Below are 21,585 nucleotides of genomic sequence, written 5' to 3'. Positions count from 1 at the left end.
GTTCCGCCGGTCGCGGTCCTCGTCCCCACGCGCGGGACGCGGTTCCGCGTCGTCGCCGAGCGGCCCTCACAGCACCTTGGCGCGGATCAGCGCCGACAGCACCAGGGCCCCCGGCAGCAGCGGCAGCCAGTCCGTGACCACCCGGAATCCGATGACGGTCGCCGTGGCGACGGCGACCGGCGAGCCGAACGCCACCAGCGTGAACACCACCGCCGCGTCCACCGTGAGACCGCCGGGCGCGGGCACGGCCCCCACGGCGGTGCCCGCGGCCAGAAACGCGACGACCACGTGCGTCCACGGCACCGGCAGTCCGAGCGCGGTCCCGACCGAGGCGAGCACGCACGCCTGGAGCAGCGGCATCGCCGCCGCCCCGCCCCACAGCGCGAGGACCCGGCAGGGCCGGGTGTGCAGCCGGCGCGCGTCGGCGAGGGCGGTGCGCAGCAGACCGGTCAGCGGGCGGCGCAGCGGCCGTACGACCGTGACCAGCAGGACCGCCACGGCGACACAGGTGCCCGCGACGGCGGCCACCGCGATCAGGGTGCGCCCGTCCGGGACGAGGTCGCCGAGCCGTCGCCCGGCGGGCGAGGCCAGCAGGAACGCCAGCAGCACCAGCGTCTTGGCCACCGGTTTCACCAGGGAGTACAGGGCGATCGACGCGGTGGCCCGGTCGAGCGGAATGCCACGGCCCCGCAGGAAGCGCAGGGTGACGGCGTGCGCGCCGAGGCCCGCGGGCAGCACGTGGTTCGCGGCCCCGGCGGCGAACTGCGAGGCCAGCAGGAGTCCCGGCGGCAGCCGGTCCGGCAGGGCGCCCTGCCGGACGCAGGAGGCCGCGATCCAGCCCAGGCAGTTGAAGGCGACCCCGGCCAGCAGCCAACCCGGGTCGGCCGCGGCCAGCCGGGAGGCACCCTCGTACACGAGGGGACGGTTGGCCAGTCCCCAGATCCCCACCAGCAGGAGGGGGCTCAGGCACAGCGCCAGCCGGACCGGGCGGGTCGCCATGAACGGCACCGGACGCGTGAGCGCGTCGGCCCCGAACGGGGACGGCCCGGCTCCGAGCGCCGGTGCCTCGGCCCCGAGCGCGGGCGGCTCGGATCCGGGTACGGACGGCTCGGCCCCGGGTGGGACGGGCTCGGGTCCGGGCACGGGTGCCGCGGAGCCGAGCGTGGGAGCTTCCGGCCGGAGTGGGGAGGCTCCGGCCGGGACGGTGGGGACTGAGGACACGGGATACGTCGTCCTTCCGCATCGGGCCGCGCGGCGGGGACCTGGGTGCGAGGCGGGGAATCCGCCCGGAGCTTTCCCGTTCCGTGTGACCGGGGGATGTCCGAAAACCGAAGGACCGTCGGCGGGACGGTGCCGCGGACCGGTACGTGCGACCGCTCATGGCGGCGAGCGGGTAGCCTGCACGGGGGGGCGTGCGGTGGACACCGCCCCGTGAAGCAGGGACCCGACAGGGAAGGAACCGGCGTTGCACGTCCAGGAATGGCTCGACACCGTGCCCGCGGTGGCCGTCTACGCCGTAGTGGCCCTCATCATCGGCGTGGAGAGCCTGGGTATCCCGCTGCCGGGTGAGATCGTCCTGGTGTCGGCGGCGCTGCTCTCCTCGCAGCACTCCGGTGTCAACCCGTTCGTCCTGGGTGCCTGTGCGACGCTCGGTGCCGTCGTCGGCGACTCGATCGGCTATCTCATCGGCCGCAAGGGCGGCCGTCCGCTGCTCGCCTGGCTCGGCAAGAAGTTCCCGAGGCACTTCAGCGAGGGACACATCGCCACCGCCGAGCGGTCCTTCGAGAAGTGGGGCATGTGGGCGGTGTTCTTCGGCCGTTTCGTCGCCCTGCTGCGGATCTTCGCCGGCCCGCTCGCGGGCGTGCTCCACATGCCGTACTGGAAGTTCCTGATCGCCAACGTCCTCGGCGGTGTCTGCTGGGCCGGCGGCACCACAGCCGTCATCTACTACGTCGGTGTGGTCGCCGAGAGCTGGCTGAGCAAGTTCTCCTGGCTGGGCCTGGTGGCGGCGGTCCTGATCGGCCTGACCTCGATGCTGGTGCTCAGGCGCCGGGCGAAGAAGGCCGGGCAGAAGGCACAGGAGTCCCGGGCCGAGGCGGAGCCGGTACCCGCCAACGAGTGAGGCGCGCCCCGAGGAGAAGCCGGACGTGGCTCCTCGGGGGACGGACGGGACTCACGGGCAAGCGGTCCGTGCCCGTCCGCTTCGCACGCCGCCGGCGTCGGCCGTACCGGCTCCGGTCCGTCCCGCCGCCGTCCTGCTCGTGCACCTCGCTTCTACTCGTGCACCTCGCGGTGCGCCGCGGCCAGCCCTGTGTACAGGGTGCCGTTCAGCGTCACCGCCTGCCGCTCCTCGTCCGTGAGTTCCCGCTTCACCTTCGCGGGCACCCCGGCGACCAGCGATCCCGGCGGGACCGTCATTCCCTGCGGCACCAGCGCCTGCGCGGCGACCAGCGAACCCGCCCCGATCACCGCCCCGTTCAGCACGGTCGCCCCCATCCCGATCAGGCAGTCGTCCGCCACGGTCGCCCCGTGCACGACGGCGTTGTGCCCGACGGAGACCCGCTCCCCGATGCTGACCGGGAAGCCGGGGTCGGCGTGCAGCGTGACGTTGTCCTGGATGTTCGCGCCCGCCGCGACGGTGATCCGCTCGGCGTCGCCGCGCACCACCGCGCCGTACCAGACACTCGCACCCGCGCGCAGCGTCACGTCACCGACGACCGACGCGGTGGGGGCCACGAACACCCCTTCGTCGATCCGGGGTTCCTTGCCGCCGATGCCCACGATCAGCGCCCTGTGCGTCATGTGTGTCCACCGTTCTGTCTGCCGCTGTCCGGCGAGGGAAGTTTCGGTCTGCCGGGGGAAGTTCACCGGCACCGTACGCCACCCGGTAGGGCGAAGATCACAGCGGTACCGGCTCATGGCCGCGGTGCGCGCTGAGTACCGTGAGCGGGTGCCGAAGCCCAAGAACACGTTCTCGTCCTGGGGGCGCCGCCTCGCCCAGCGAGTCGTCCAGGCGGGCTGGGCCTGGGCGCAGCGCGTGGGCTCCGTCACCGCCGAGCACCCCGGGCGGCTGCGCTTCGGCGCGATGGGAACAGGTACCAGACTCGCCTTCCCGCTCGGCACGGTCTTCGGCGAACCCTGGATCCACCTGGGCGCCCACTGCATCGTCGGCGAACAGGTCACCCTGACCGCGGGCCTGATGCCGGACCTCGACCTCGGCCCCGAGCCGATCCTGCGCATCGGCGACGGGGTCGTCCTCGGCCGCGGCAGCCACGTCATCGCCGACACGACGGTCACCATCGGCAGCGACTGCTACTTCGGGCCGTACGTGTACGTCACGTCCACCAACCACTCGTACGACGACCCGCACCAGCCCATCGGCCGGCAGTGGCCGCGGATGGAGGCGGTGGCGATCGGGCCCGGATGCTGGATCGGGACGGGTGCCGTGATCCTGCCGGGCGCGCGGCTCGGCCGGAACGTGGTGGTCGCGGCCGGCGCGGTCGTGCGCGGCGCGGTGCCCGACCACGCCGTGGTGGCGGGCGCGCCCGCCCGGGTGGTACGGCGCTGGACGCCCGACGAGGGCTGGCAGCCCCCGCTGCGCACACCCGCCCCGGTGCCCATCCCGGCCGGCATCACCCCGGAGCAACTGCTGGCACTGGGCGACCTCGACGAGGAGGCCGTGGCCCGGCTCGCCGAACTCGACTCCGACGGCTGACCGGACCGGGCACCCCGTCGCCGAAGTCGGCGAGCCCCCCACGGGAGGCGCGTGGCCGGGGCGAAGCATGCCGTCACGGGCCGCCTCGCAGTACAGTTCGGTGAACGCTCGGGTGCATCTCAGCGTAGTGCAGTCGAGTAAACTGCATCATTCAAAATAATGGACCTGCTGGGAAAGCCAGGACTCATCGTGTCGGACCTCGATCTGCTGACCCAGTCACTGGCGCGCAACGTCAAGCGCTGGCGCACCGAGCGCGGCTTCACCCTGGACACGCTCGCCGCCCGGGCGGGGGTCAGCCGCGGCATGCTCATCCAGATCGAGCAGGCCCGTACCAACCCCAGCCTCGGCACGGTCGTGAAGATCGGTGACGCGCTCGGGATCAGCATCACCACGCTGCTCGACTATGCGCAGGGCCCCATGGTCCGGATCGTCCCCGCCGAACGGGCCGTACGGCTCTGGCACACCGACGCCGGCAGCTACAACCGGCTCCTCGCGGGCGCCGAAGCCCCCGGCCCGCTGGAGATGTGGGACTGGCGGCTGATGCCGGGCGAGAGCAGCGCCTCCGATCCGCACCCCGTGGGCACGGTGGAACTCGTCCACGTCACGGCGGGGGAGCTGACGCTCACCGTCGACGGGGTCGAGCACCGCGTCCCGGCCGGCGCGAGCGCGTCCTTCGACGCCGGCACGGCGCACACCTACGGCAACGACGGCGACGTACCGATGGAGATGGTGATGGCCGTCTCCGTCCCGCCCGTGGGCTGATCCCGAAGCCGGGCCGCGGTCCTGTCCGCGGGTCCTCGTCCGGTCGCCGGGCCGCCGCCCGTGCGCGGGCCGCCGTCCCGTTGCCCGGCCGTCGGGCCGCGGTTTTGCCCGCCCGCGCGCCGCCGTTCGGCCGCCGGCGGCCGTTCCGTCGCCGTCCCGCCGGGCTGTTAGCGTGCGGGCATGCGCGCACCCATCGGAGACTTCGACACCGCCCTCCCCGCTCCGGACTGCCTCGACGACCTGGCCGCTCCGGTCGCCGAGGCCGTGCGCAACTGGCGCGGCGGCGTCCCCGCCGACCAGATCGTGTACGTCGACACCGAACCCGAGTGGGCGGACACCGCCGTCTTCGTCGAGCACTACGGCCGTGACCTGCTGGAGCGGTCCGCGAACTGTGTGGTCGTCGCGGGCAGGCGGGGCGGCGGGGCGACCCTGGCGGCGTGCGTGGTGCTCTCCACCACCCGGGTCGACGTGAACGGGACCGTCCGCCGCCGACTGGGCGCCCGCAAAGCCTCCTTCGCCTCGATGGACACGGCGACCGGGGAGACCGGCATGGAGTACGGCGGCATCACCCCGGTCGGGCTGCCCGCCGACTGGACGGTGCTGGTGGACTGCGCCGTCGTCGACCTGCCCTACGTCCTGGTCGGCAGCGGACGCAGGCGCGGCAAACTGCTGGTGCCGGGCAAGGCGTTCGCCCAGCTGCCGGGCGCCGTGGTCCTGGAGGGGCTGGGCGTCGCCTGAGTTCAGGCCGTCAGATGGTGCGCCAGCACCCGGTGCGGGTCCGCCTCGCCGGGCAGCGGCGCAGGATCGGCGTGCACCAGGGCCGCGGTGAGCTTCGGGACGGCGTGCAGGAGGGCGTGCTCGGCGTCGACCGCGATCGCGTGCGCCCGCCGCACCGTGGCGTCGCCGTCCACCACGATCGCCACCTCCGCCCGCAGCCGGTGCCCGATCCAGCGCAGCCGCAACTCGCCCACCCCGCGCACCCCCGGCACCTCCCGCAACGCCTGCTCGGCCCGGTCCACCAGCGCCGGGTCGACGGCGTCCAGTACCCGCCGGAACACCTCGCGCGCGGCGTCCCGCAGGACCAGCGCGATGGCCGCGGTGATTGCCAGCCCCACCAGCGGGTCGGCCAGTCGCCAGCCCAGCGCGGACCCGGCGGCGCCCACCAGCACGGCCAGTGACGTGAAGCCGTCGGTGCGGGCGTGCAGCCCGTCGGCGACGAGCGCGGCGGAGCCGATCTCCCGTCCCACCCGGATCCGGTAGCGGGCCACCCACTCGTTGCCCGCGAACCCGATCAGGGCGGCCACGGCCACGGCCGGCACATGGTGCAGCGGACGCGGGTCGAGCAGCCGGTCGACCGCCGTCCATGCCGCGAAGGCCGCGGACGCGGCGATGGTCAGCACGATGGCGATGCCCGCCAGATCCTCGGCGCGGCCGTAACCGTAGGTGAAGCGCCGGTTGGCGGCGCGGCGGCCGAGCACGAACGCGATGCCGAGCGGCACGGCGGTCAGCGCGTCCGCCGTGTTGTGCGCCGTGTCGCCGAGCAGTGCCACCGACCCGGACACGACCACCACCCCGGCCTGCACGAGCGCGGTCACGCCCAGCACCGCCAGGGACACCCACAGCGCGCGCATGCCACGCGTCGACGCCTCCAGGGCCGCGTCGAGCTTGTCGCCGGTGTCGTGGGAATGCGGGGTCAGGAGATGCCCGAGGCGGTGCCGCAGACCGGAAACCGGCCGGGAGCGCCCGTGGTCGTGGCCGTGCTCGTGGCTGGGGGCGTGGCCATGCCCGGGTGCGGGCCCGTGCGGGTAGTCGTGGCCGTGGCCGTGCGCCCGCGCCTGCCCGGCTCCCGGCCCGCCCTCATGCCCGTGCCCGCGCTCGTGATCGGGCCCGCCCTCACGCCCGTGGCCGCGCTCGTGTCCGTGGTCGGGCCCGCGGTCGTGCTCGTGCCCGTGGTCGTGCTGGTGCCGGTCGCTCACGTGGATCCCCTTCCGGTGCGCGTGAGTGGACGCACGACGTCCACGGAGCCATTATGTGCGTATGAGCGCACGCTTGCACCTATCACCTGCGCAGCATGCGCACCCGCGTACCCCGGGCGAGGAACAGTTCGCGGTCGCCGCCGACCTGCTCGCGCTGCTCGGCGACCGGACCCGGCTCACCCTGCTGCACGCCCTCACGTCGGGCGAGGCCGACGTCACCACGCTCACCGAGGTGTGCGGCGCCGCCCGTCCCGCGGTCAGCCAGCATCTGGCCCGGCTGCGGCTGGCCGGCCTCGTGGACACCCGCAAGGAGGGCCGCCGCGTGGTCTACTCGCTCCGCCACGACCATCTGAGCCGCCTGGTGACCGAGGCGCTGGACGTGGCGGACCACCGGCTCGGCGAAACCCGCTCCGGGACGGCGGACTGAGCCCCGCCGGACGGCGGGGCCCGGTCAGAACGCGGCGGCGGCGCCGAGATACTGCTCCGCGAACGCCGTCGCCGCGGCCGGCGAGGTGAACAGCCGGCGCAGCCGGGCCAGGGCGGTGCCCGCGTGGTACGGGTCGCCCGACGCGGTGCCGTGATAGATGCCGGACAGCCACTCGGAGAACTCCTGGTAGTCCCACACCCGTCGCAGGCACGCCGCCGAGTAACCGGCAAGGCCGCTCGCGTCGCCCGTCGTGAGGTGGGCGACGAGCGCGTCGCCGAGCAGGAAGGCGTCGTGCAGGGCCAGGTTCATGCCCTTCGCCGCTATCGGCGCGGTGAGATGGGCCGCGTCGCCCGCGAGGAACAGCCGCCCGGACGCCATGGACCCCACGACGTAGCTGTGCATGTCCAGCACGCGCTTCTCGATCAGCCGGCCCTCCGCGAGCGGCGCCGCCCCCGCGGCGCCGAGCCGTTCCCGCAGTTCGGACCAGACCCGCTCGTGCGGCCAGTTGGCCGGGTCGTCGCCGGGTGGGCACTGGAGGTAGTAGCGGGTGACCTCCGGGCTGCGTGCCATGTGCCCGGCGAATCCGCGCGGATGGACGCCGAACACCACGCAGTCGGCCGACGGCGGTGCCTCGGCCAGCAGCGCCAGCCAGCCGATGCCGTAGTCGTGCCGCGCGAGCCGGGCCCGTTCCGGGGGCAGCGCCCGCCGGGACACCCCGCGCGCCCCGTCGCAGCCGGCGACGAAGTCACAGTGGACGACCTGGCGTTCGCCGGTCTCCGGGCACAGGTACGACACCGAGGGGTGGTCCGTGTCCAGGTCGTGCAGCCGTACGTCCCGCACGCCGAAGCGGATGTCGCCGCCCCGGACATCGGCGTACTCGCGCACGAGGTCCGTCACCAGCAACGGCTGCGGGTACACATAGTGATGACGTCCCGTCAGTTCACGGTAGGGGAGCCGGTACCGTGCGCCGCCGAAGCGGAACTCGCACTCCTCGTGCGCCTGCGCCCGCGCCGGCAGACCGGGCGCGAGGCCGCGCCGGTCGAGCCCGCGCACCGCCCATTCCTCGATGACGCCCGCTCGGGGTCGCGTCTCGATGAACTTTCTGCTCTCGGTCTCCAGGACCAGGCAGTCGACGGCGGCGGCCCGCAGGATGTTGCCGACGGTGAGCCCGGCCGGACCGGCACCCACGACGACGACCGGCCGCCGCCCCGCGGACGCGGGGCGGGGGGAAGGGAATGTCACCCGGTCATTATGACGGTGACTTGTCAGCCCCCGTGCCGTCGGTGCGGACCGGCCTCCGGCGCGGTGTGCCGACCTGCCGCGGACGCGACGGATCCCGAGCGGGTCCCAGGCGGGCCGTGGCACACGGCGTCACCGGGGAAGATCGAGCACTTCCACGTCGGTGCCCGCCGGGACGCCGCCCGGTGGTACGGCCGCCAGCGCGTCGGCGAGTGCCACGCCGCGGAGCATGGCGGGGCCGTCGAACGGGAGGGGAACCGCGCGGCCGTTCTCGATCTTCGCGGGCACCAGGCGGACGTCGCGGGCGTGCCCGGGGAACGCGGCGGCCGTGGAGCAGCGGCGGGCTTCGGCCGGCTGGTGCCCGCCGAGCCGGCGCAGCAGCGGCACGGCGAGCGTCACCAGGCCGGCGACCGCGGCGAGCGGGTTGCCCGGCAGCCCGACCAGACGGCGGGGCGACTCGTCGGCGGCGGGCGGGAGTTCGGCCAGCAGCATGGGATGGCCGGGGCGTACGGCGACGGAGTCCACCAGCAGTCGGCCGCCGACCGCGTCGAGGGCTTCGTGCACCAGGTCGGTGGGCCCGGCGGAGGTGCCGCCGGTGGTGATGATCACGTCGGCCGGTGCGTGCCGCAGAAGATCCCGCAGCGCGTCCGGGTCGTCCCCGACCGGATGCCGGCCGGACCACCACGCGCCGCTGGAGCGCAGGGCGGGATCGAGCAGCGGGCCGAGCGCGTCGCGAACGCGCCCCGCCGACGGGATTCCGGACGTGGTGAGTTCGCTGCCCGTCACCACCAACTGCACGGTCGGCTGCCGGTGTACGCGCAGCCGGTCGTGCGCGGCCGCCGCGGCAAGCGCGGCGACCGCCGGGGTGACCGTGGTCCCGGCGTCGAGGAGCGTCGCGCCGGTGCCGCACTCCTGGGCCCGGTGGCGGATGTCGTGGCCGGTCGGCAGCGGGGCACCGCTGCGCAGCAGGCCGGCTGACTCGGTGCCGTTCTCACGGCGGAGCACGGCGGTGGCGCCGGCGGGGACGGGCGCGCCGGTGGCGATGGGCCGGGCGGTGCCGGTCCGCAGCGGCCGCGGGACGTCACCGGCCAGGATGCCGCCGGTGCCCAGTCGCCAGGGGCCGGGTCCGGAGACGGCCCAGCCGTCCATGGCCGAGGTGTCGAAGGCGGGCAGGTCGGTCAGCGCGGTCAGGGGTTCGGCCAGCGCGTGTCCCACGGCGCCGGACAGCGACCGGCTGATCGCGGGCAGCGGTGCACCGGTCCGGCCGGCGATCTCGCGGGCCGTCGCCCAGGGAAGGTGCTCGGCGGCCGGGGGAGCGACGGGGTGCGGGCCTGGCAGTGTGTGCGCGACGCTCATGGTCACGCCTCCTCAGGGGTGTCGGCGTGCTCGCTCGCCCACCGCCCGGCGAGGGCGCGCGGGCGGCGGTGGGCCTCGGACCGGGAGGTCCGTGCGCCGTCGACGGCTTGCCCGGCCGCGCGACCGGCCGGGCAAGCGGCCGACGGTGCCGCGGGGCGTGCCGCGGTGTGCGCGACGGCGGCGGTCGTCCGCGGCAGCTCCGGGACGGCGCTCCGGGAACCGGGGCCGGGTTCGGCCTCGGCGATCCATTGGTCGAGCACGGGTTTCTTCCTTGGCGGGAGGGCCCGTCGGGGCCGGGGAAGGGACGCCGGAGCGTGCGGTCAGCCGCCGATGGCGGACATGGGGCGGTCCGGCTGCCGGAAGCCGGCGGCACCGATGTCGTGCCCGCGGCCCTTGCCGGCCACCGCGCGGCGCCAGGCGGCGGCGATCTCCTCGTCCTCGGCGCCCTTGCGCAGCAGGCCGCGCAGGTCGGACTCCTCGGTGGCGAAGAGGCAGGTGCGCAACTGTCCGTCGGCGGTCAGCCGCAGCCGGTTGCACGAACCGCAGAAGGGCCTGGTGACACTGGCGATCACCCCGACGACCGCGTCCGTTCCGGCGATGCGCCACTCCTCGGCGGGCGCGGTGTCGCCCTCGGCCCGGGGCAGGGGACGGAGCGTCATACGGGAGCCCAGTACGGCAAGGATCTCGTCGGCGGTGATCATCCGCTCGCGGTCCCAGGCCCCTTGGGCGTCCAGGGGCATGGACTCGATGAATCTGAGCTGGTATCCGCCGTCGACCGCGTAGGAGACCAGGTCGAGGATCTCGTCGTCGTTCACACCGCGCACCAGCACCGTGTTGATCTTCACCGGCCGCAGCCCGGCGTCCCGCGCCGCGGTGAGCCCCCGCAGTACCCGGTGCAGGTGATCGCGCCGGGTGATCTCGCGGAACCGCTCCCGGCGCAGGGTGTCCAGACTGACGTTCACCCGTTCGAGACCCGCGGCGCGCAGCGGTCCGGCCAGGCGCGCCAGGCCGATTCCGTTCGTGGTGAGGGAGATCTCGGGTGCGGGGGAGAGGGCGGAAATACGGTGGACGAGTCCGGGGAGTCCCCGACGAATCAGCGGTTCACCTCCGGTGACCCGAATGGAACGTACACCCAGTCGAGAAACCGCAATTCGGACCAGCCGGTGGATCTCGTCATCGGTGAGCACCGCGGAACGGGAGAGCCATTCCAGACCTTCCGCCGGCATGCAGTACGAGCAGCGCAGATTGCACCGGTCGAGCACGGACAGCCGTAGATCGGTGTGGATCCGGCCATATCGATCGACCAGCGGCGCACCGGCCTGGTGGGCGGGGCGCTCGGGCCGGGCGGCCGTGTCGGAAGTCGCTGAACCAGTCTCCACGACCAGAAATCCTGAAGTGCTTTCCCGGGAAAAGTCAAGGCGGCTGATAGAAGCGGTCTATCACGAGAAAGGAAAAAGCTTTTTGACGCGGGTCCACGGCGGGCGTAGTTTTCCGGCGGCGCATATTCGCGGCTGTTTCTGTGCAGTTCGGAAAGGAAAGCAGGCGGGCCATGAGTGTTCTGGAAGACCCTACGGACGACGCTCTGGAGGTCACGCCGCCCAAGACCTGGGCGACAGGTGTCCCGGCCGTCACGCACGCACTCCGGTACTCGCTGAGCCAGACATCGCCCCGCCGGACCATGCTGACGCTGCTCAACATCAACCAGGGCAAGGGGATCGACTGCCCGGGATGCGCCTGGCCGGAACCGGAGCCGGGCAAGCGGCACATCAACGAGTACTGCGAGAACGGCGCCAGGCACATCAACGACGAGGCCACCTCGCGCCGCGTCACCCGTGAGTTCTTCGCGCAGCACACCGTCGACGAGCTGAACGGCAAGTCCGACTACTGGCTGAACCAGCAGGGCCGGCTCACCGAACCCATGGTCAAGCGGCCGGGTTCCGAGCACTATGAGCCGATCGGCTGGGACGAGGCCCTGGACCTGATGGCCGGGGAACTGCGCGGCCTGGACTCCCCGGACGAGGCCCTGTTCTACACCTCGGGCCGGCTCAACAACGAGGCGGCGTTCCTCCTCCAGCTCTTCGCCCGCGCGTACGGCACCAACAACCTGCCGGACTGCAGCAACATGTGCCACGAGTCCAGCGGATCGGCGCTGAACGAGACCCTGGGCATCGGCAAGGGCAGCGTCAGTCTGGACGACATCCACAACGCCGACCTGGTCTTCGTCGTCGGCCAGAACCCGGGCACCAACCACCCGCGCATGCTGACGGCGCTGGAGGAGACCAAGCGCAACGGCGGCCAGGTCGTCGCCGTCAACACGCTGCCCGAGGCGGGCCTCATCCGGTTCAAGCACCCGCAGCGGCCGCGCGGCATCGTCGGCCGCGGGACGAAGATCGCCGACCAGTTCGTGCACATCCGGGCCGGCGGCGACCTGGCGCTGTTCCAGGCGCTGAACCTGCTGCTGCTCCAGGCCGAGGAAGCCCGCCCGGGCACCGTCCTGGACCACGACTTCATCCGTCGGCACAGCACCGGTTTCGAGGCGTTCGCCGAGCACGTCGGCAAGACGTCCTGGGACGACGTCCTGGCCGCGACCGGTCTCAGCCGCGAGGAGATCGAGGAGATCCACGAGCGGGTCCTGAACGCCAGGAGCGTCATCGTCTGCTGGGCGATGGGCGTGACCCAGCAGAAGCACGGCGTGCCGACGATCCGCGAGATCGTCAACTTCCTGATGCTGCGCGGCAACATAGGCAAGCCCGGCGCGGGCGTGTGCCCGGTGCGCGGACACAGCAACGTCCAGGGCGACCGCACCATGGGCATCTGGGAGAAGGTGCCGCAGCGGTTCCTCGACGCGCTGGAGCGGGAGTTCGGCTTCACCCCGCCCACCCGGCACGGCCACGACTCGGTCAACTCCATCCGGGCCATGCGGGACGGCAGGGCGAAGTTCTTCCTCGGCGTGGCCGGCAACTTCGTCCGGGCGACCCCCGACTCCGACGTGACCGAGGCGGCGATGCGCCGCTGCCGGCTGACCGTGCACATCTCCACCAAGCTCAACCGCTCCCACGCGGTGTGCGGGGAGACCGCGCTGATCCTGCCCACGCTGGGCCGCAGCGACCGGGACGTCCAGGCGGGCGGCGAGCAGTTCGTCACCGTCGAGGACTCCATGAGCATGGTCCACGCCTCCCGCGGACGCCTCACCCCGGCCTCCGACGAACTGCTCAGCGAGGTCGCGATCATCTCCCGGCTGGCCCGCCGCACCCTCGGTGACGCCCCGGACATCCCGTGGGAGGAGTTCGAGCGGGACTACGGCAGCGTCCGGGACCGGATCTCCCGGGTGGTCCCCGGTTTCGAGGACTTCAACGAGCGGGTCGCCCATCCGGCCGGGTTCCATCTGCCCAACCCGGTCAACAGCCACACCTTCCACACGGCGAGCGGGAAGGCCGTGTTCACCAGCAACGACTTCGTCGACCTGCGGGCGCCCAAGGGGTACCTCATCCTCCAGTCGCTGCGCTCGCACGACCAGTGGAACACCATCCCGTACGCGATGAACGACCGCTACCGCGGGATCCACAACGGCCGCCGGGTGGTGCTGGTCAATCCCGAGGACATCAAGGACCTGGGCCTGGCCGAGATGCAACTGGTCGATCTGGTGAGCATCTGGCATGACGGTGTCGAACGGCGCGCGGAGGAGTTCCGGCTGGTGCCGTACCCCACCTCCAGGGGCTCAGCCGCCGCCTACTACCCGGAGACCAACGTCCTGGTTCCGCTGGACAGCGTGGCCGACATCAGCAACTGCCCCACGTCCAAGGGCATCGTCGTCCGGCTGGAGCCGGCGGGCTCCGAGGAGGGGTGAGGCAGCGATGGGACGTGTGACCGCCCGTAAGCGGGTGCTGCGGATCAGGGACGGGGTGCCCGGGTACCGTCCGGACACCCTCGCCGCCGAGGAGCCGATGGAGATCCGGGTCGCCGGACGGCCGCTCACGGTGACCATGCGCACACCCGGCAACGACTTCGACCTCGCCGTGGGGTTCCTCGTCAGCGAGGGCGTCGTCCACGCCGCGAGCGATGTCCTCGGGATCCGCTACTGCGCGGGTGCCACGGACGACGGCAGCAACACCTACAACATCGTCGACATCGCGCTGGCCCCGGGCGTGCCCGTCCCGGACGCGTCGCTGGAGCGCAACTTCTACACCACGTCCTCCTGCGGTCTGTGCGGCAAGGCCAGCCTGGACGCCGTACGGACCGTCGCCCGCTGGAGCGTGGCGGACGACGAGACGCGCCTCGACCCCGAGGTGATCTTCACCTTGCCGGACCGGCTCCGCGCCGCGCAGCGGGTGTTCGACAGCACCGGCGGGCTGCACGCGGCCGGACTGTTCAGCGCCACCGGCGAACTGCTGTGCCTGCGCGAGGACGTGGGGCGGCACAACGCCGTCGACAAGGTGGTCGGACACGCGGTGCAGCAGGGACTGCTGCCGCTGCGCGGAAGCGTGCTCATGGTCAGCGGCCGGGCCTCCTTCGAGCTGGTGCAGAAGGCGGTCATGGCGGGCGTCCCGGTGCTGGCCGCGGTGTCGGCCCCGTCCTCGCTCGCCGTGGACCTGGCGGACGAGGCCGGCCTGACCCTGCTGGGCTTCCTGCGCGGCAGGTCGATGAACGTCTACGCCGGTACCGAACGGGTCCGGGTGGCCGAACCGGTCGGCTGAGGCGGCACCGGGCCCACGGGTTCGCTGCCGCCGGCGGCGGCCACCGGACCCGAGTCAGACCGTCCCTGCCCCGCACACCGTGTGGATCGCCCCGCGTGGACGCGGGCAGGAGACGACGAGCAGGACCGGGCCGCGCCCCCGGCCCGGTCCTCCGAATGTCTCGAAGCGGCCGGGCGCTTTAAGGGACTGTCATGAACATGTCCTCCCTCCGGGTGACGCGCGGCATCCCGATTCGATCCGCCCTGGTGGGACTCCCTTGCGCAATAAATGCAACAGGGGTACCGTGCGAGCACGACTGAGATACAAGTCGTGCCTATGAGAGGGAGTGATCCGAGATGGGCCCCGCGACCCTGCAGGTTTCATCCACCAAGAGCGACGAGTTCGACCCGACGGTCCCGGCTGTCGTGAATGTCGCCGAGTACGGTTTCGAGGGCCGGTTCGAGGACTGGGCGGCCGACGCCCGCTACTTCGAGTACTCCAAGGCCGCCAACCCGATCGGGTCCGGGCACACGCAGAAGGTTCCGGTGCGCACCTTCAGCCCGTCCCTGCACGCCGAGGGCCCCTCGCGGATCATCCCGCTGGACCTGTCCCGGGAACTCGGCATCGAGGACGGCCCCGCGACCAGTCCGGGCCTGATCGCGAACTTCGTGCGCATCAACGCGGGCGAGTCTGTGCCGACCCGGCCGAACGCCACGAGCGAGCTGTACTACGTGCTCAAGGGCCACGGCTACTCCGCGGTCAACGGCCGCCTGGTCAACTGGGAGAAGGGCGACTTCGTCGTCCTGCCCGCCCAGAGCGCCGCCGTGCACTACGCGCAGGCCGAGACCGTCTTCTACTACGTCACCGACGAGCCGCTGCTGCGCTACCTCGGCGCGACCGCCACCGAACCGCGCTTCCGCGCCACGAAGTTTGCCCGCACCGACGTCGTCGCGGAACTGGACCGGATCGCCTCCCGGCCGGGCGCGAACGACAAGTCCCGGGTCAGTGTCCTGCTGAACAACGCCGACCAGGAGCAGACCCTCACCATCACCCACACGCTGTGGGCGATGTTCGGCGTCCTGCCCGCCGGCCAGGAGCAGCGGCCCCACCGCCACCAGTCGGTGGCCCTGGACCTGATCCTGGACGCCCCCGAGGGCTGCTACACCCTGCTGGGCGACCGGCTCGACGAGCGCGGCGAGATCATCAACCCGCAGCGGGTCGACTGGGAGCCCGGCGGCGCCTTCGTCACACCGCCCGGCAAGTGGCACGCCCACTTCAACGAGTCCGGCCAGGACGCCCACCTCATCCCCGTCCAGGACGCAGGTCTCCAGACTTACCTGCGCTCCCTCGACATCCGCTTCACCAACCGCCGCTGAGACCGGCCATGACCGGCCGGCCGCGGTCCGGGTGGGGGCTGCGGATGGGGGCCTCGGGACCGCACCGGCCGGCCGCTGCGGGACGGCGATCCGCCGGCCGGTGCCGCCCGCACCCGGTCCCGGCGGGCGGGATCCCGCTGGGATCTAGAATGGACCGGACTTGGATCCCGGGCGGATGTGGCAGTGCTGGAGGACGCGGTGGCCGGAAGCGTGAAGGTGCCGGCGAAGGACCGGGCGTACGAATTCGTCAAGCGCCAGATCCTGAGCGGGGCGTACGAGGGCGGCGACCTGATCAGCGAGGGGGATGTCTCCAAGGAGCTGGACATGTCGCGCACTCCGGTGCGTGAGGCGTTCCTGCGGCTGGAGATCGAAGGGCTGCTGCGGCTGTATCCGCAGCGGGGCGCGCTGGTGGTGCCCGTCTCTCCCGGCGAGGTCCGGTCCGTGCTGGAGGCACGCGAAGTCCTGGAGCAGTTCGCGGTGCGGAAGCTGATGGACGGCCCGGCCGCGGTGCGCGAGGCGCTCACCGAGGAACTCACCGGGAGCATCGAGCGCCAGCGTGGGCTGCTGGGGACCGGCGACCTGGACGGCTTCTTCGAGGACGACCGGCTGTTCCACACCAGTCTGCTGACGGCGGCCGAGAACCCGCTGCTCGCCCGTTTCTACACCTCGCTGCGGGACCGGCAGGTCCGCATGACCGCCGATTCCGTGCTGGCCACGCCCGGGCGGAGCGACTCGATCCTCGCCGAACACGCCGAGATCGCCGACGCCTTCCGGGCCGGCGACGCGGAACGGGCGCTCGGGGCCGTACGCACCCACCTGGCCAGCACGCGCTCGGCGCTCGGCCTGGCGTAGCGCCGCACGGCGGGCACCCGGGCAGCCGCCCGGGGTGTTCGGGCCGTGCGGGCGGTTTCGTCGGCCTGCCTGTGCGGCGGGCGGTCCCGGTCGACCGCGTATTCGGTGGGCGTCCGGGGTCGGCCACACCCCCACGTGAGATACAACTTGCATCTAGGATCGCTTGTCCCCGGGACGACCGGCGGCAGGACCGTACGAGGAGACACCTGACATGACGGACCGGCAGGAGGCCGGACGCCCCCCGGCCGGCCGCGTGCCCAGGTGCTCCGGCCGTATCCCGTGGGACCGCACTCTCCGCGGCGCGATCGCGCTGGGCTGGTCCGTCGGCCTGGCACTCCTCACCCAGGCCGACGCGTCCACCGCCCTGGTGGTGGGCGGGCTGAGCGCGATCAACGGGGACCACAGCGGGCCGCGGGAGGCGCGGCTGGCCCGCCTCGGCGCCGTCGCCGTCGGCGGCACGGCCGGTGTCACCCTGGGAACCCTGGTGCACCACAGCGGTTGGCCGCAGGTCGTGGCCATGACGACGGCCGCTCTGCTCGCCGCGGTCGCGGCGGCCGAAGGCCCCGTGGGACAACTCGGCGGAGTCAAACTGATGCTGCTCACCGCCATCGGCGTCGGCATGAACGGCGCGGCCCCCGCCTGGCAGTCCGGTCTGCTGTTCCTGCTCGGGCTCGCCCCGATGGCCCTGCTGCTCCTTCCCGCCTTTCTTGCCCGGCCCGCCCGGATCGCCCCCGCCCGTCGCCTCGCCCGGATCCGGCGCCGACCCGTCCCCTGGCTCGACGTCGCCCGCCTCACCGCCTGCGTCGGGACCGCGGCGCTGGTGGCGAACCTCGTGCACCCCGCCTACGCCTACTGGTTGCCGCTGACCGCCATCATGATCTGCCGCTTGGACAGGGCCGAACAGACCAGCCGTCTCAAGCACCGCGCGGCCGGGACGGCGCTGGGTGTCCTCATGGTCCTGGCGGTCGCCGCCGCGGCACCGCACGGCTGGGAGCTGCTGCTGCTCGCCCTGGTGGTCGGCACGGTGCTCCCGGGCGCCACCGATGCCGCGTACACCTTCCACACCGGTCTGGTCACGGTCATCGTGCTCGTCCTCGCCGACCCCACCGTCGCCACATCCTCCGTCGCGCTGCGGGCGCGCGTCGCGGACACCGCCGTCGCGGGCCTCATCGTGGCGCTGTTCACCATCGACTGGTGGTCACTCGGGCGCGGACGGCACGCCGCCGGACGAGGGGGCGGGCAGGCGGACGCTAACGCAGCGAGCTGATCTCGATCGCCGGGCAGCGGTCCATCACCATGTCGAGGCCGGCCGCCCGGGTGCGCTCGTACGCGGCCTCGTCGATCACCCCGAGCTGGAACCAGACGGCCCGCGCGCCCTTGGCGACGGCCTCGTCGGCGACCTGACCGGCGAGATCGCTGTTCACGAACACGTCGACGACATCGACCTCGAACGGGATGTCCGAGAGAGCGGCGTACCCCTGTTCGCCGCGGACCGTCTCCGCCTTGGGATGCACCGGGACCACACGCTTGCCGAACCGTCGCAGCACCTCGGCCACCCGGTGGGCCGCGCGTCCCTGGTTGTTCGACAGGCCGACGACGGCCCAGGTGTCGCCCAGCTCGGTCAGGATCCTGCGGATCGTCTCTTCGTCGCCGTACACGGACGCGGCCTCCTCGGACATGGCACCGGACTGTCCTCGGGGCAACAGCGCCCGCCGGACGGTGATTCCCCGCGCGGCACGCGTACCCGGCGCACGACGTGCCGCCGGTCGCATGCGTCCGCACGGTGTCCGGATTCGGTGCCAATTCCTGCGTCCGTGGCCCCGTCCGCCTACGCTCGCCCCGTGCTGCGCATCATCGACGCCCGAACCGGCCGGCCCGTCCACGCCGCTCCGGCCCGCCGGGGCCTGACCCGGGTCGAGGCCCACGCGTCCGGCTCCGACACCTCCGACCTGCGCGTGCTGCTCGTCGCCGATCTGCTGAGCCGCGCCCTGGAACTCGGCGGTACGCCCGTGTGGTCGTTGCTCACCGGCGGACACCGCGAGGCCGAACTGCGGGCCGCGGCCACGGCCCTCGGCATACGCCCCTTCGAGGAGGGCCACGGCCTCGCCGCCGGCCTCGGCGAGGCACAGGTCGTGCACGTCGTCGCGGCCGACGGGGCGCTGCCCACGAGCGGGGTCGTCGTCGGCGTCGCCCCCGCTCTCGGCACCGACAGCGCCCGGAAGGTCCCCCCGGCGCATGGCGCCGACGAGGCCGGCGCCGCGCCGCCCGACCGGGACGCCGAACCCGCCGTGCTCCGCCTCGCCCTGCTCGCCACCCGGAGGGACGCACCCGTGCGTGTCGATCCCGGCGCCCTCGACCGGGCCGGCCGGACGCTCGCCCACTGGCGGCGGGCCGTCGCCCGGTGGGCCCGGCAGCCGTCCCGGCCGATCCCCGACGAGGTACGCGGGCGGCTGCGCGCCGCCTGGGAGGACAATCTTGATGTGACCGAGGTACTGAACGTCCTGAACACCGTGGCGGAGGTCGCCGACGTGCCGGACGGCGCCCGTTTCGAGACGTACGCCTACGCCGACCGGCTGCTCGGCCTCGACCTCGTCCGCGACATCGGGAGCCCCGCGTGAGAGCCCGCGCGGGCGTCGGCCCGCATCGCCGCCTGATCGTGCTCAGACACGCCAAGTCGGCCTGGCCGGAGGACATCGCCGACCATGAGCGCCCCCTCGCGTCACGCGGCCGACGTGACGCGCCCGCCGCGGGCCGCGCCCTCGCCGAGGCCGACTGCCTGCCCGACCTCGCCCTGTGCTCCACCGCGCTGCGCGCCCGGCACACCTGGGAACTGGCCTCCGCCCAGTGGGGCACCCCGCCGCCGGCCCGGTTCGACCCGCGGCTGTACGCGGCCGGCACACCGGACCTGTTGCGCGTCGTGCACGAGGTGCCGCCCGAGGTCGAGACGCTGCTGCTGGTCGGGCACAACCCCGGACTGGCGGATCTGGTCCTCGACCTGGCCGGGGACGGCCTGGACGACACCCTGGCCGTGGTCCGGGTGAAGTTCCCGACCTCGGCCATCGCGGTGCTGGCCTGGCACGGCACCGGCTGGCAGGCGCTCGCCCCCGGCACCGCCCTGCTGACCTCGGTGACCGTGCCGCGCGGAAAGCCGCAGGGCAAGTCCGGCGGATAGGCGCGGGGCAGGGCCGGCGGAGAACCGTGGGGCAGGACCGGCCCGACCGCAGGGGGGAGCCGGGGGCGGCCCCGGGGCTCACGCCACGTGCACCCACGGCCGCCGGCGCGGATCCGGTTCCGCGCGGCGCAGCACCTCACGGGTGACCGGCGCGTCCTCGCCCTCGCCGAACACCAGGAAGCGGATGAGGAAACCGAACGGGCTGCCCTCCGTCCAGCTGAAGTAGACGTGCGGGACCTCGCCGGTGCGGTCGCGCAGCGCCAGCAGCACGGCCGCGATGGTGTTGGGCACCGTCGGCCCCGTCGCCCGCAGCCTGTGCACCCCGAACCGCTCGTCGCCGTGCACGGTCACATCGGTGCTGAACTCCGAGGAGTCCGCCACCGTCACCTCCAGGAACAGCACCGGCGCGCCCTTCGGGATGAGCGTGCGCCGGCGCTGCGCGTGTTCCTTGGAGTGGTACTCCCGGCTGCTGCGCTCATCCGGATAGTTCGCGATCAGCCGCAGCGGACCGGCGCGGGCGGCCTCGTCGACGAGCCGCCGTGCCGTCTCGTCCAGGTCCACCTCGCCCGCGCGCAGTTCGAAGGACCGGTGCACCCGTGAGAAGAACGACGTGACCAGGATCGCCACGATGAAAATGGCCGCGATCTTGATGCCGTCGGGCCGCTCCAGGACGTTCGCCACGAGCGTGTACGCGAACACGACGGTGATCGCCCCGAAGCCGACGGTGGCGCCGCGACGGCCACGCGCGCGTACGGCGACGGTGGAGGCGAACGCCGCCGACAGCATCAGCACCAGCACCCCGGTCGCGTACGCCCCGCTCTGCCGGTCGACGTTCGCGCGGAACCACACGGTGATGAGGACGGCGGCCACCATGAAGACGAGGACCAGCGGACGCACCGCCCGGGTCCACTCCGGCGCCATGCCGTAGCGCGGCAGATAACGCGGGACGAGGTTCAGCAGACCGGCGAGCGCCGACGCCCCCGCGAACCACAGGATCGTGATGGTCGACAGGTCGTACACCGTGCCGAAGCCCTGGCCCAGGTGGACGTGGGCCAGATAGGCGAGCGCGCGGCCGTTGGCCGGGCCGCCGCTCCGGAAGTCCGCCTGCGGGATGAGGAGCGTCGTCGCCAGGCTGGACAGCAGCAGGAAGCAGCTCATGATCAGCGCGGCGGTGGTGAGCAGCTTGCGGGTGCGGCGGATGCGGCCGGCCGGGTTCTCGTAGGTGTCCGTCGGATCGCCCTTGATCTGCGGCATCACCGCGACGCCGGTCTCGAAGCCGGACATGCCGAGCGCCAGTTTCGGGAACACGACGAGCGCCACGCCGAGCATCGCCAGGGGGGAGGCGTGCTGCGCCGTCAGCGCGGTGGTCCAGTCGCCGATGTGCGCCGGGTGGGTGAGGACCTCCTGGGCGCAGACCGCGAGCACGACGACGTTGAGCCCCAGGTAGATGCCGACCAGCGGCACCGCGACACCGATGGCCTCCCGGAAGCCCTTCAGGAAGACCGCGCCGAGCAGACCGATCAGCACCAGGGTGATCCAGAGGTTCCCGCCCTTCAGCCAGCGCGGCGCGTACGGGTTCTCCACCACGTGGGCGGTGGCGTCCGCGGACGACAGGGTGATCGTGATCATGAAGTCGGTGGCCGCGAAGCCCAGCAGCACCAGGACCAGGATCTTCCCGGTCCACCAGGGCAGCAGCCGTTCCAGCATGGCGATCGAACCCGAGCCGTACGGGCTCTCGTGCGCGACCCTGCGATAGACCGGCAGCGCGCCGAGCAGGGTCAGCGCGATCAGCACGACGGTGGCCAACGGGGAGAGCAGACCGGCCGCGAGGGCGGCGATGCCCGGCTGGTAGCCCAGCGTCGAGAAGTAGTCCACCCCGGTGAGGCACATCACCCGCCACCACGAGTGGCCCTCCTGACCGGGCCGGGGCGTGCGGTGCGGGCCGGGGTGCCGCGCGGGCTGCTCGTTCAGCCCCTTCAGCAGCCACCCCCGGCAGCGGTCGTGGAGGGCCGTGCTGCGCACCGGGGTGCCGGTCAT

21 protein-coding genes are annotated in these 21,585 nt (G+C 72.9%); 12 read left to right on the top strand and 9 right to left on the bottom strand.

Features of this window, described 5'->3' with window-relative positions:
* Positions 1 to 66 precede the first annotated feature (66 nt).
* Entirely contained in the window at positions 67 to 999 is a 933-nt protein-coding gene (locus ACFY2B_RS08085; protein WP_390762301.1) for a YbhN family protein, read from the bottom strand.
* 466 nt (positions 1,000 to 1,465) lie between these two features.
* Between ACFY2B_RS08085 and ACFY2B_RS08080 the strand changes: the two genes are divergently transcribed.
* Positions 1,466 to 2,122 carry a DedA family protein gene (locus tag ACFY2B_RS08080; RefSeq protein WP_390762300.1) on the top strand — a complete coding sequence of 219 codons (657 nt, stop codon included), beginning with the start codon at positions 1,466 to 1,468 and terminating at the stop codon, positions 2,120 to 2,122.
* A 152-nt stretch (positions 2,123 to 2,274) separates the two neighbouring features.
* Here ACFY2B_RS08080 and ACFY2B_RS08075 read toward each other — a convergent pair whose 3' ends face one another.
* Positions 2,275 to 2,802: a gamma carbonic anhydrase family protein gene (locus ACFY2B_RS08075; protein ID WP_390762299.1), complete on the bottom strand. Its 528-nt coding sequence runs from the start codon at positions 2,800 to 2,802 to the stop codon at positions 2,275 to 2,277.
* Positions 2,803 to 2,950: 148 nt separating this feature from the next.
* Between ACFY2B_RS08075 and ACFY2B_RS08070 the strand changes: the two genes are divergently transcribed.
* From ACFY2B_RS08070 to ACFY2B_RS08060, 3 genes are all read left to right on the top strand, one after another.
* Complete coding sequence (locus tag ACFY2B_RS08070; protein ID WP_390762298.1) at positions 2,951 to 3,715, top strand: acyltransferase; 765 nt, start codon at positions 2,951 to 2,953, stop codon at positions 3,713 to 3,715.
* A gap of 189 nt (positions 3,716 to 3,904) precedes the next feature.
* Positions 3,905 to 4,477 carry a helix-turn-helix domain-containing protein gene (locus ACFY2B_RS08065; RefSeq protein WP_390762350.1) on the top strand — a complete coding sequence of 191 codons (573 nt, stop codon included), beginning with the start codon at positions 3,905 to 3,907 and terminating at the stop codon, positions 4,475 to 4,477.
* A gap of 180 nt (positions 4,478 to 4,657) precedes the next feature.
* On the top strand, positions 4,658 to 5,215 hold the full coding sequence (locus ACFY2B_RS08060; protein ID WP_390762297.1) for a YbaK/EbsC family protein: 558 nt from the start codon (positions 4,658 to 4,660) through the stop codon (positions 5,213 to 5,215).
* Positions 5,216 to 5,217: 2 nt separating this feature from the next.
* Here ACFY2B_RS08060 and ACFY2B_RS08055 read toward each other — a convergent pair whose 3' ends face one another.
* Positions 5,218 to 6,453: a cation diffusion facilitator family transporter gene (locus tag ACFY2B_RS08055; RefSeq protein ID WP_390762296.1), complete on the bottom strand. Its 1,236-nt coding sequence runs from the start codon at positions 6,451 to 6,453 to the stop codon at positions 5,218 to 5,220.
* A gap of 61 nt (positions 6,454 to 6,514) precedes the next feature.
* Here ACFY2B_RS08055 and ACFY2B_RS08050 point away from each other — a divergent pair, with 61 nt between their 5' ends.
* Positions 6,515 to 6,880, top strand: coding sequence for an ArsR/SmtB family transcription factor (locus tag ACFY2B_RS08050; protein WP_390762295.1), 366 nt, complete (start codon positions 6,515 to 6,517; stop codon positions 6,878 to 6,880).
* Between the two features lie 24 nt (positions 6,881 to 6,904).
* Here ACFY2B_RS08050 and ACFY2B_RS08045 read toward each other — a convergent pair whose 3' ends face one another.
* From ACFY2B_RS08045 to moaA, 4 genes are all read right to left on the bottom strand, one after another.
* Positions 6,905 to 8,122, bottom strand: a complete 1,218-nt coding sequence (locus ACFY2B_RS08045) for a 4-hydroxybenzoate 3-monooxygenase (RefSeq protein WP_390762294.1) — start codon at positions 8,120 to 8,122, stop codon at positions 6,905 to 6,907.
* Positions 8,123 to 8,251: 129 nt separating this feature from the next.
* A complete protein-coding gene (locus tag ACFY2B_RS08040; RefSeq protein ID WP_390762293.1) occupies positions 8,252 to 9,475 on the bottom strand; it encodes a molybdopterin molybdotransferase MoeA in 1,224 nt (407 codons plus the stop codon).
* 2 nt (positions 9,476 to 9,477) lie between these two features.
* The gene (locus ACFY2B_RS08035) at positions 9,478 to 9,735 is read right to left on the bottom strand and encodes a DUF6457 domain-containing protein (protein WP_390762292.1); all 258 of its coding nucleotides are present in this window, start codon (positions 9,733 to 9,735) and stop codon (positions 9,478 to 9,480) included.
* A 60-nt stretch (positions 9,736 to 9,795) separates the two neighbouring features.
* Positions 9,796 to 10,782, bottom strand: a complete 987-nt coding sequence (gene moaA, locus ACFY2B_RS08030) for a GTP 3',8-cyclase MoaA (RefSeq protein WP_390762349.1) — start codon at positions 10,780 to 10,782, stop codon at positions 9,796 to 9,798.
* Positions 10,783 to 11,024: 242 nt separating this feature from the next.
* On the opposite strand from moaA, the gene ACFY2B_RS08025 reads away from it, so the two are divergent.
* The 5 genes from ACFY2B_RS08025 to ACFY2B_RS08005 all read left to right on the top strand — a co-directional run bounded on the left by ACFY2B_RS08025 (position 11,025) and on the right by ACFY2B_RS08005 (position 17,643).
* Positions 11,025 to 13,322: an FdhF/YdeP family oxidoreductase gene (locus ACFY2B_RS08025; RefSeq protein ID WP_390762291.1), complete on the top strand. Its 2,298-nt coding sequence runs from the start codon at positions 11,025 to 11,027 to the stop codon at positions 13,320 to 13,322.
* A 7-nt stretch (positions 13,323 to 13,329) separates the two neighbouring features.
* Positions 13,330 to 14,169 carry a formate dehydrogenase accessory sulfurtransferase FdhD gene (gene fdhD / locus ACFY2B_RS08020; protein ID WP_390762290.1) on the top strand — a complete coding sequence of 280 codons (840 nt, stop codon included), beginning with the start codon at positions 13,330 to 13,332 and terminating at the stop codon, positions 14,167 to 14,169.
* 335 nt (positions 14,170 to 14,504) lie between these two features.
* Positions 14,505 to 15,524: a cupin domain-containing protein gene (locus tag ACFY2B_RS08015; protein ID WP_390762289.1), complete on the top strand. Its 1,020-nt coding sequence runs from the start codon at positions 14,505 to 14,507 to the stop codon at positions 15,522 to 15,524.
* Between the two features lie 177 nt (positions 15,525 to 15,701).
* Positions 15,702 to 16,376 (top strand): GntR family transcriptional regulator, encoded by a 675-nt coding sequence (locus ACFY2B_RS08010; protein WP_390762288.1) that lies wholly within the window; start codon positions 15,702 to 15,704, stop codon positions 16,374 to 16,376.
* 211 nt (positions 16,377 to 16,587) lie between these two features.
* Positions 16,588 to 17,643: an FUSC family protein gene (locus ACFY2B_RS08005; RefSeq protein ID WP_390762287.1), complete on the top strand. Its 1,056-nt coding sequence runs from the start codon at positions 16,588 to 16,590 to the stop codon at positions 17,641 to 17,643.
* Here ACFY2B_RS08005 and ACFY2B_RS08000 read toward each other — a convergent pair.
* Positions 17,627 to 18,034, bottom strand: a complete 408-nt coding sequence (locus ACFY2B_RS08000) for a CoA-binding protein (protein WP_390762348.1) — start codon at positions 18,032 to 18,034, stop codon at positions 17,627 to 17,629. The two genes, ACFY2B_RS08005 and ACFY2B_RS08000, sit on opposite strands and share 17 nt — an antisense overlap.
* A gap of 183 nt (positions 18,035 to 18,217) precedes the next feature.
* On the opposite strand from ACFY2B_RS08000, the gene ACFY2B_RS07995 reads away from it, so the two are divergent.
* Both ACFY2B_RS07995 and ACFY2B_RS07990 read left to right on the top strand, forming a co-directional pair.
* On the top strand, positions 18,218 to 18,994 hold the full coding sequence (locus tag ACFY2B_RS07995) for a hypothetical protein (protein ID WP_390762286.1): 777 nt from the start codon (positions 18,218 to 18,220) through the stop codon (positions 18,992 to 18,994).
* A complete protein-coding gene (locus tag ACFY2B_RS07990) occupies positions 18,991 to 19,548 on the top strand; it encodes a SixA phosphatase family protein (RefSeq protein ID WP_390762285.1) in 558 nt (185 codons plus the stop codon). Before ACFY2B_RS07995 ends, ACFY2B_RS07990 begins: the two co-directional genes overlap by 4 nt.
* 78 nt (positions 19,549 to 19,626) lie before the next feature.
* Here ACFY2B_RS07990 and ACFY2B_RS07985 read toward each other — a convergent pair whose 3' ends face one another.
* Positions 19,627 to 21,585, bottom strand: a complete 1,959-nt coding sequence (locus ACFY2B_RS07985) for an amino acid transporter (RefSeq protein ID WP_390762284.1) — start codon at positions 21,583 to 21,585, stop codon at positions 19,627 to 19,629.

Origin of the sequence: Streptomyces sp. NPDC001270 (assembly GCF_042896695.1) — a bacterium.
Classification (GTDB): Bacteria; Actinomycetota; Actinomycetes; order Streptomycetales; family Streptomycetaceae; genus Streptomyces.
The sequence above is the reverse complement of the archived record's forward strand: the minus strand, read 5'-3'. Positions and strand labels throughout refer to the sequence as shown.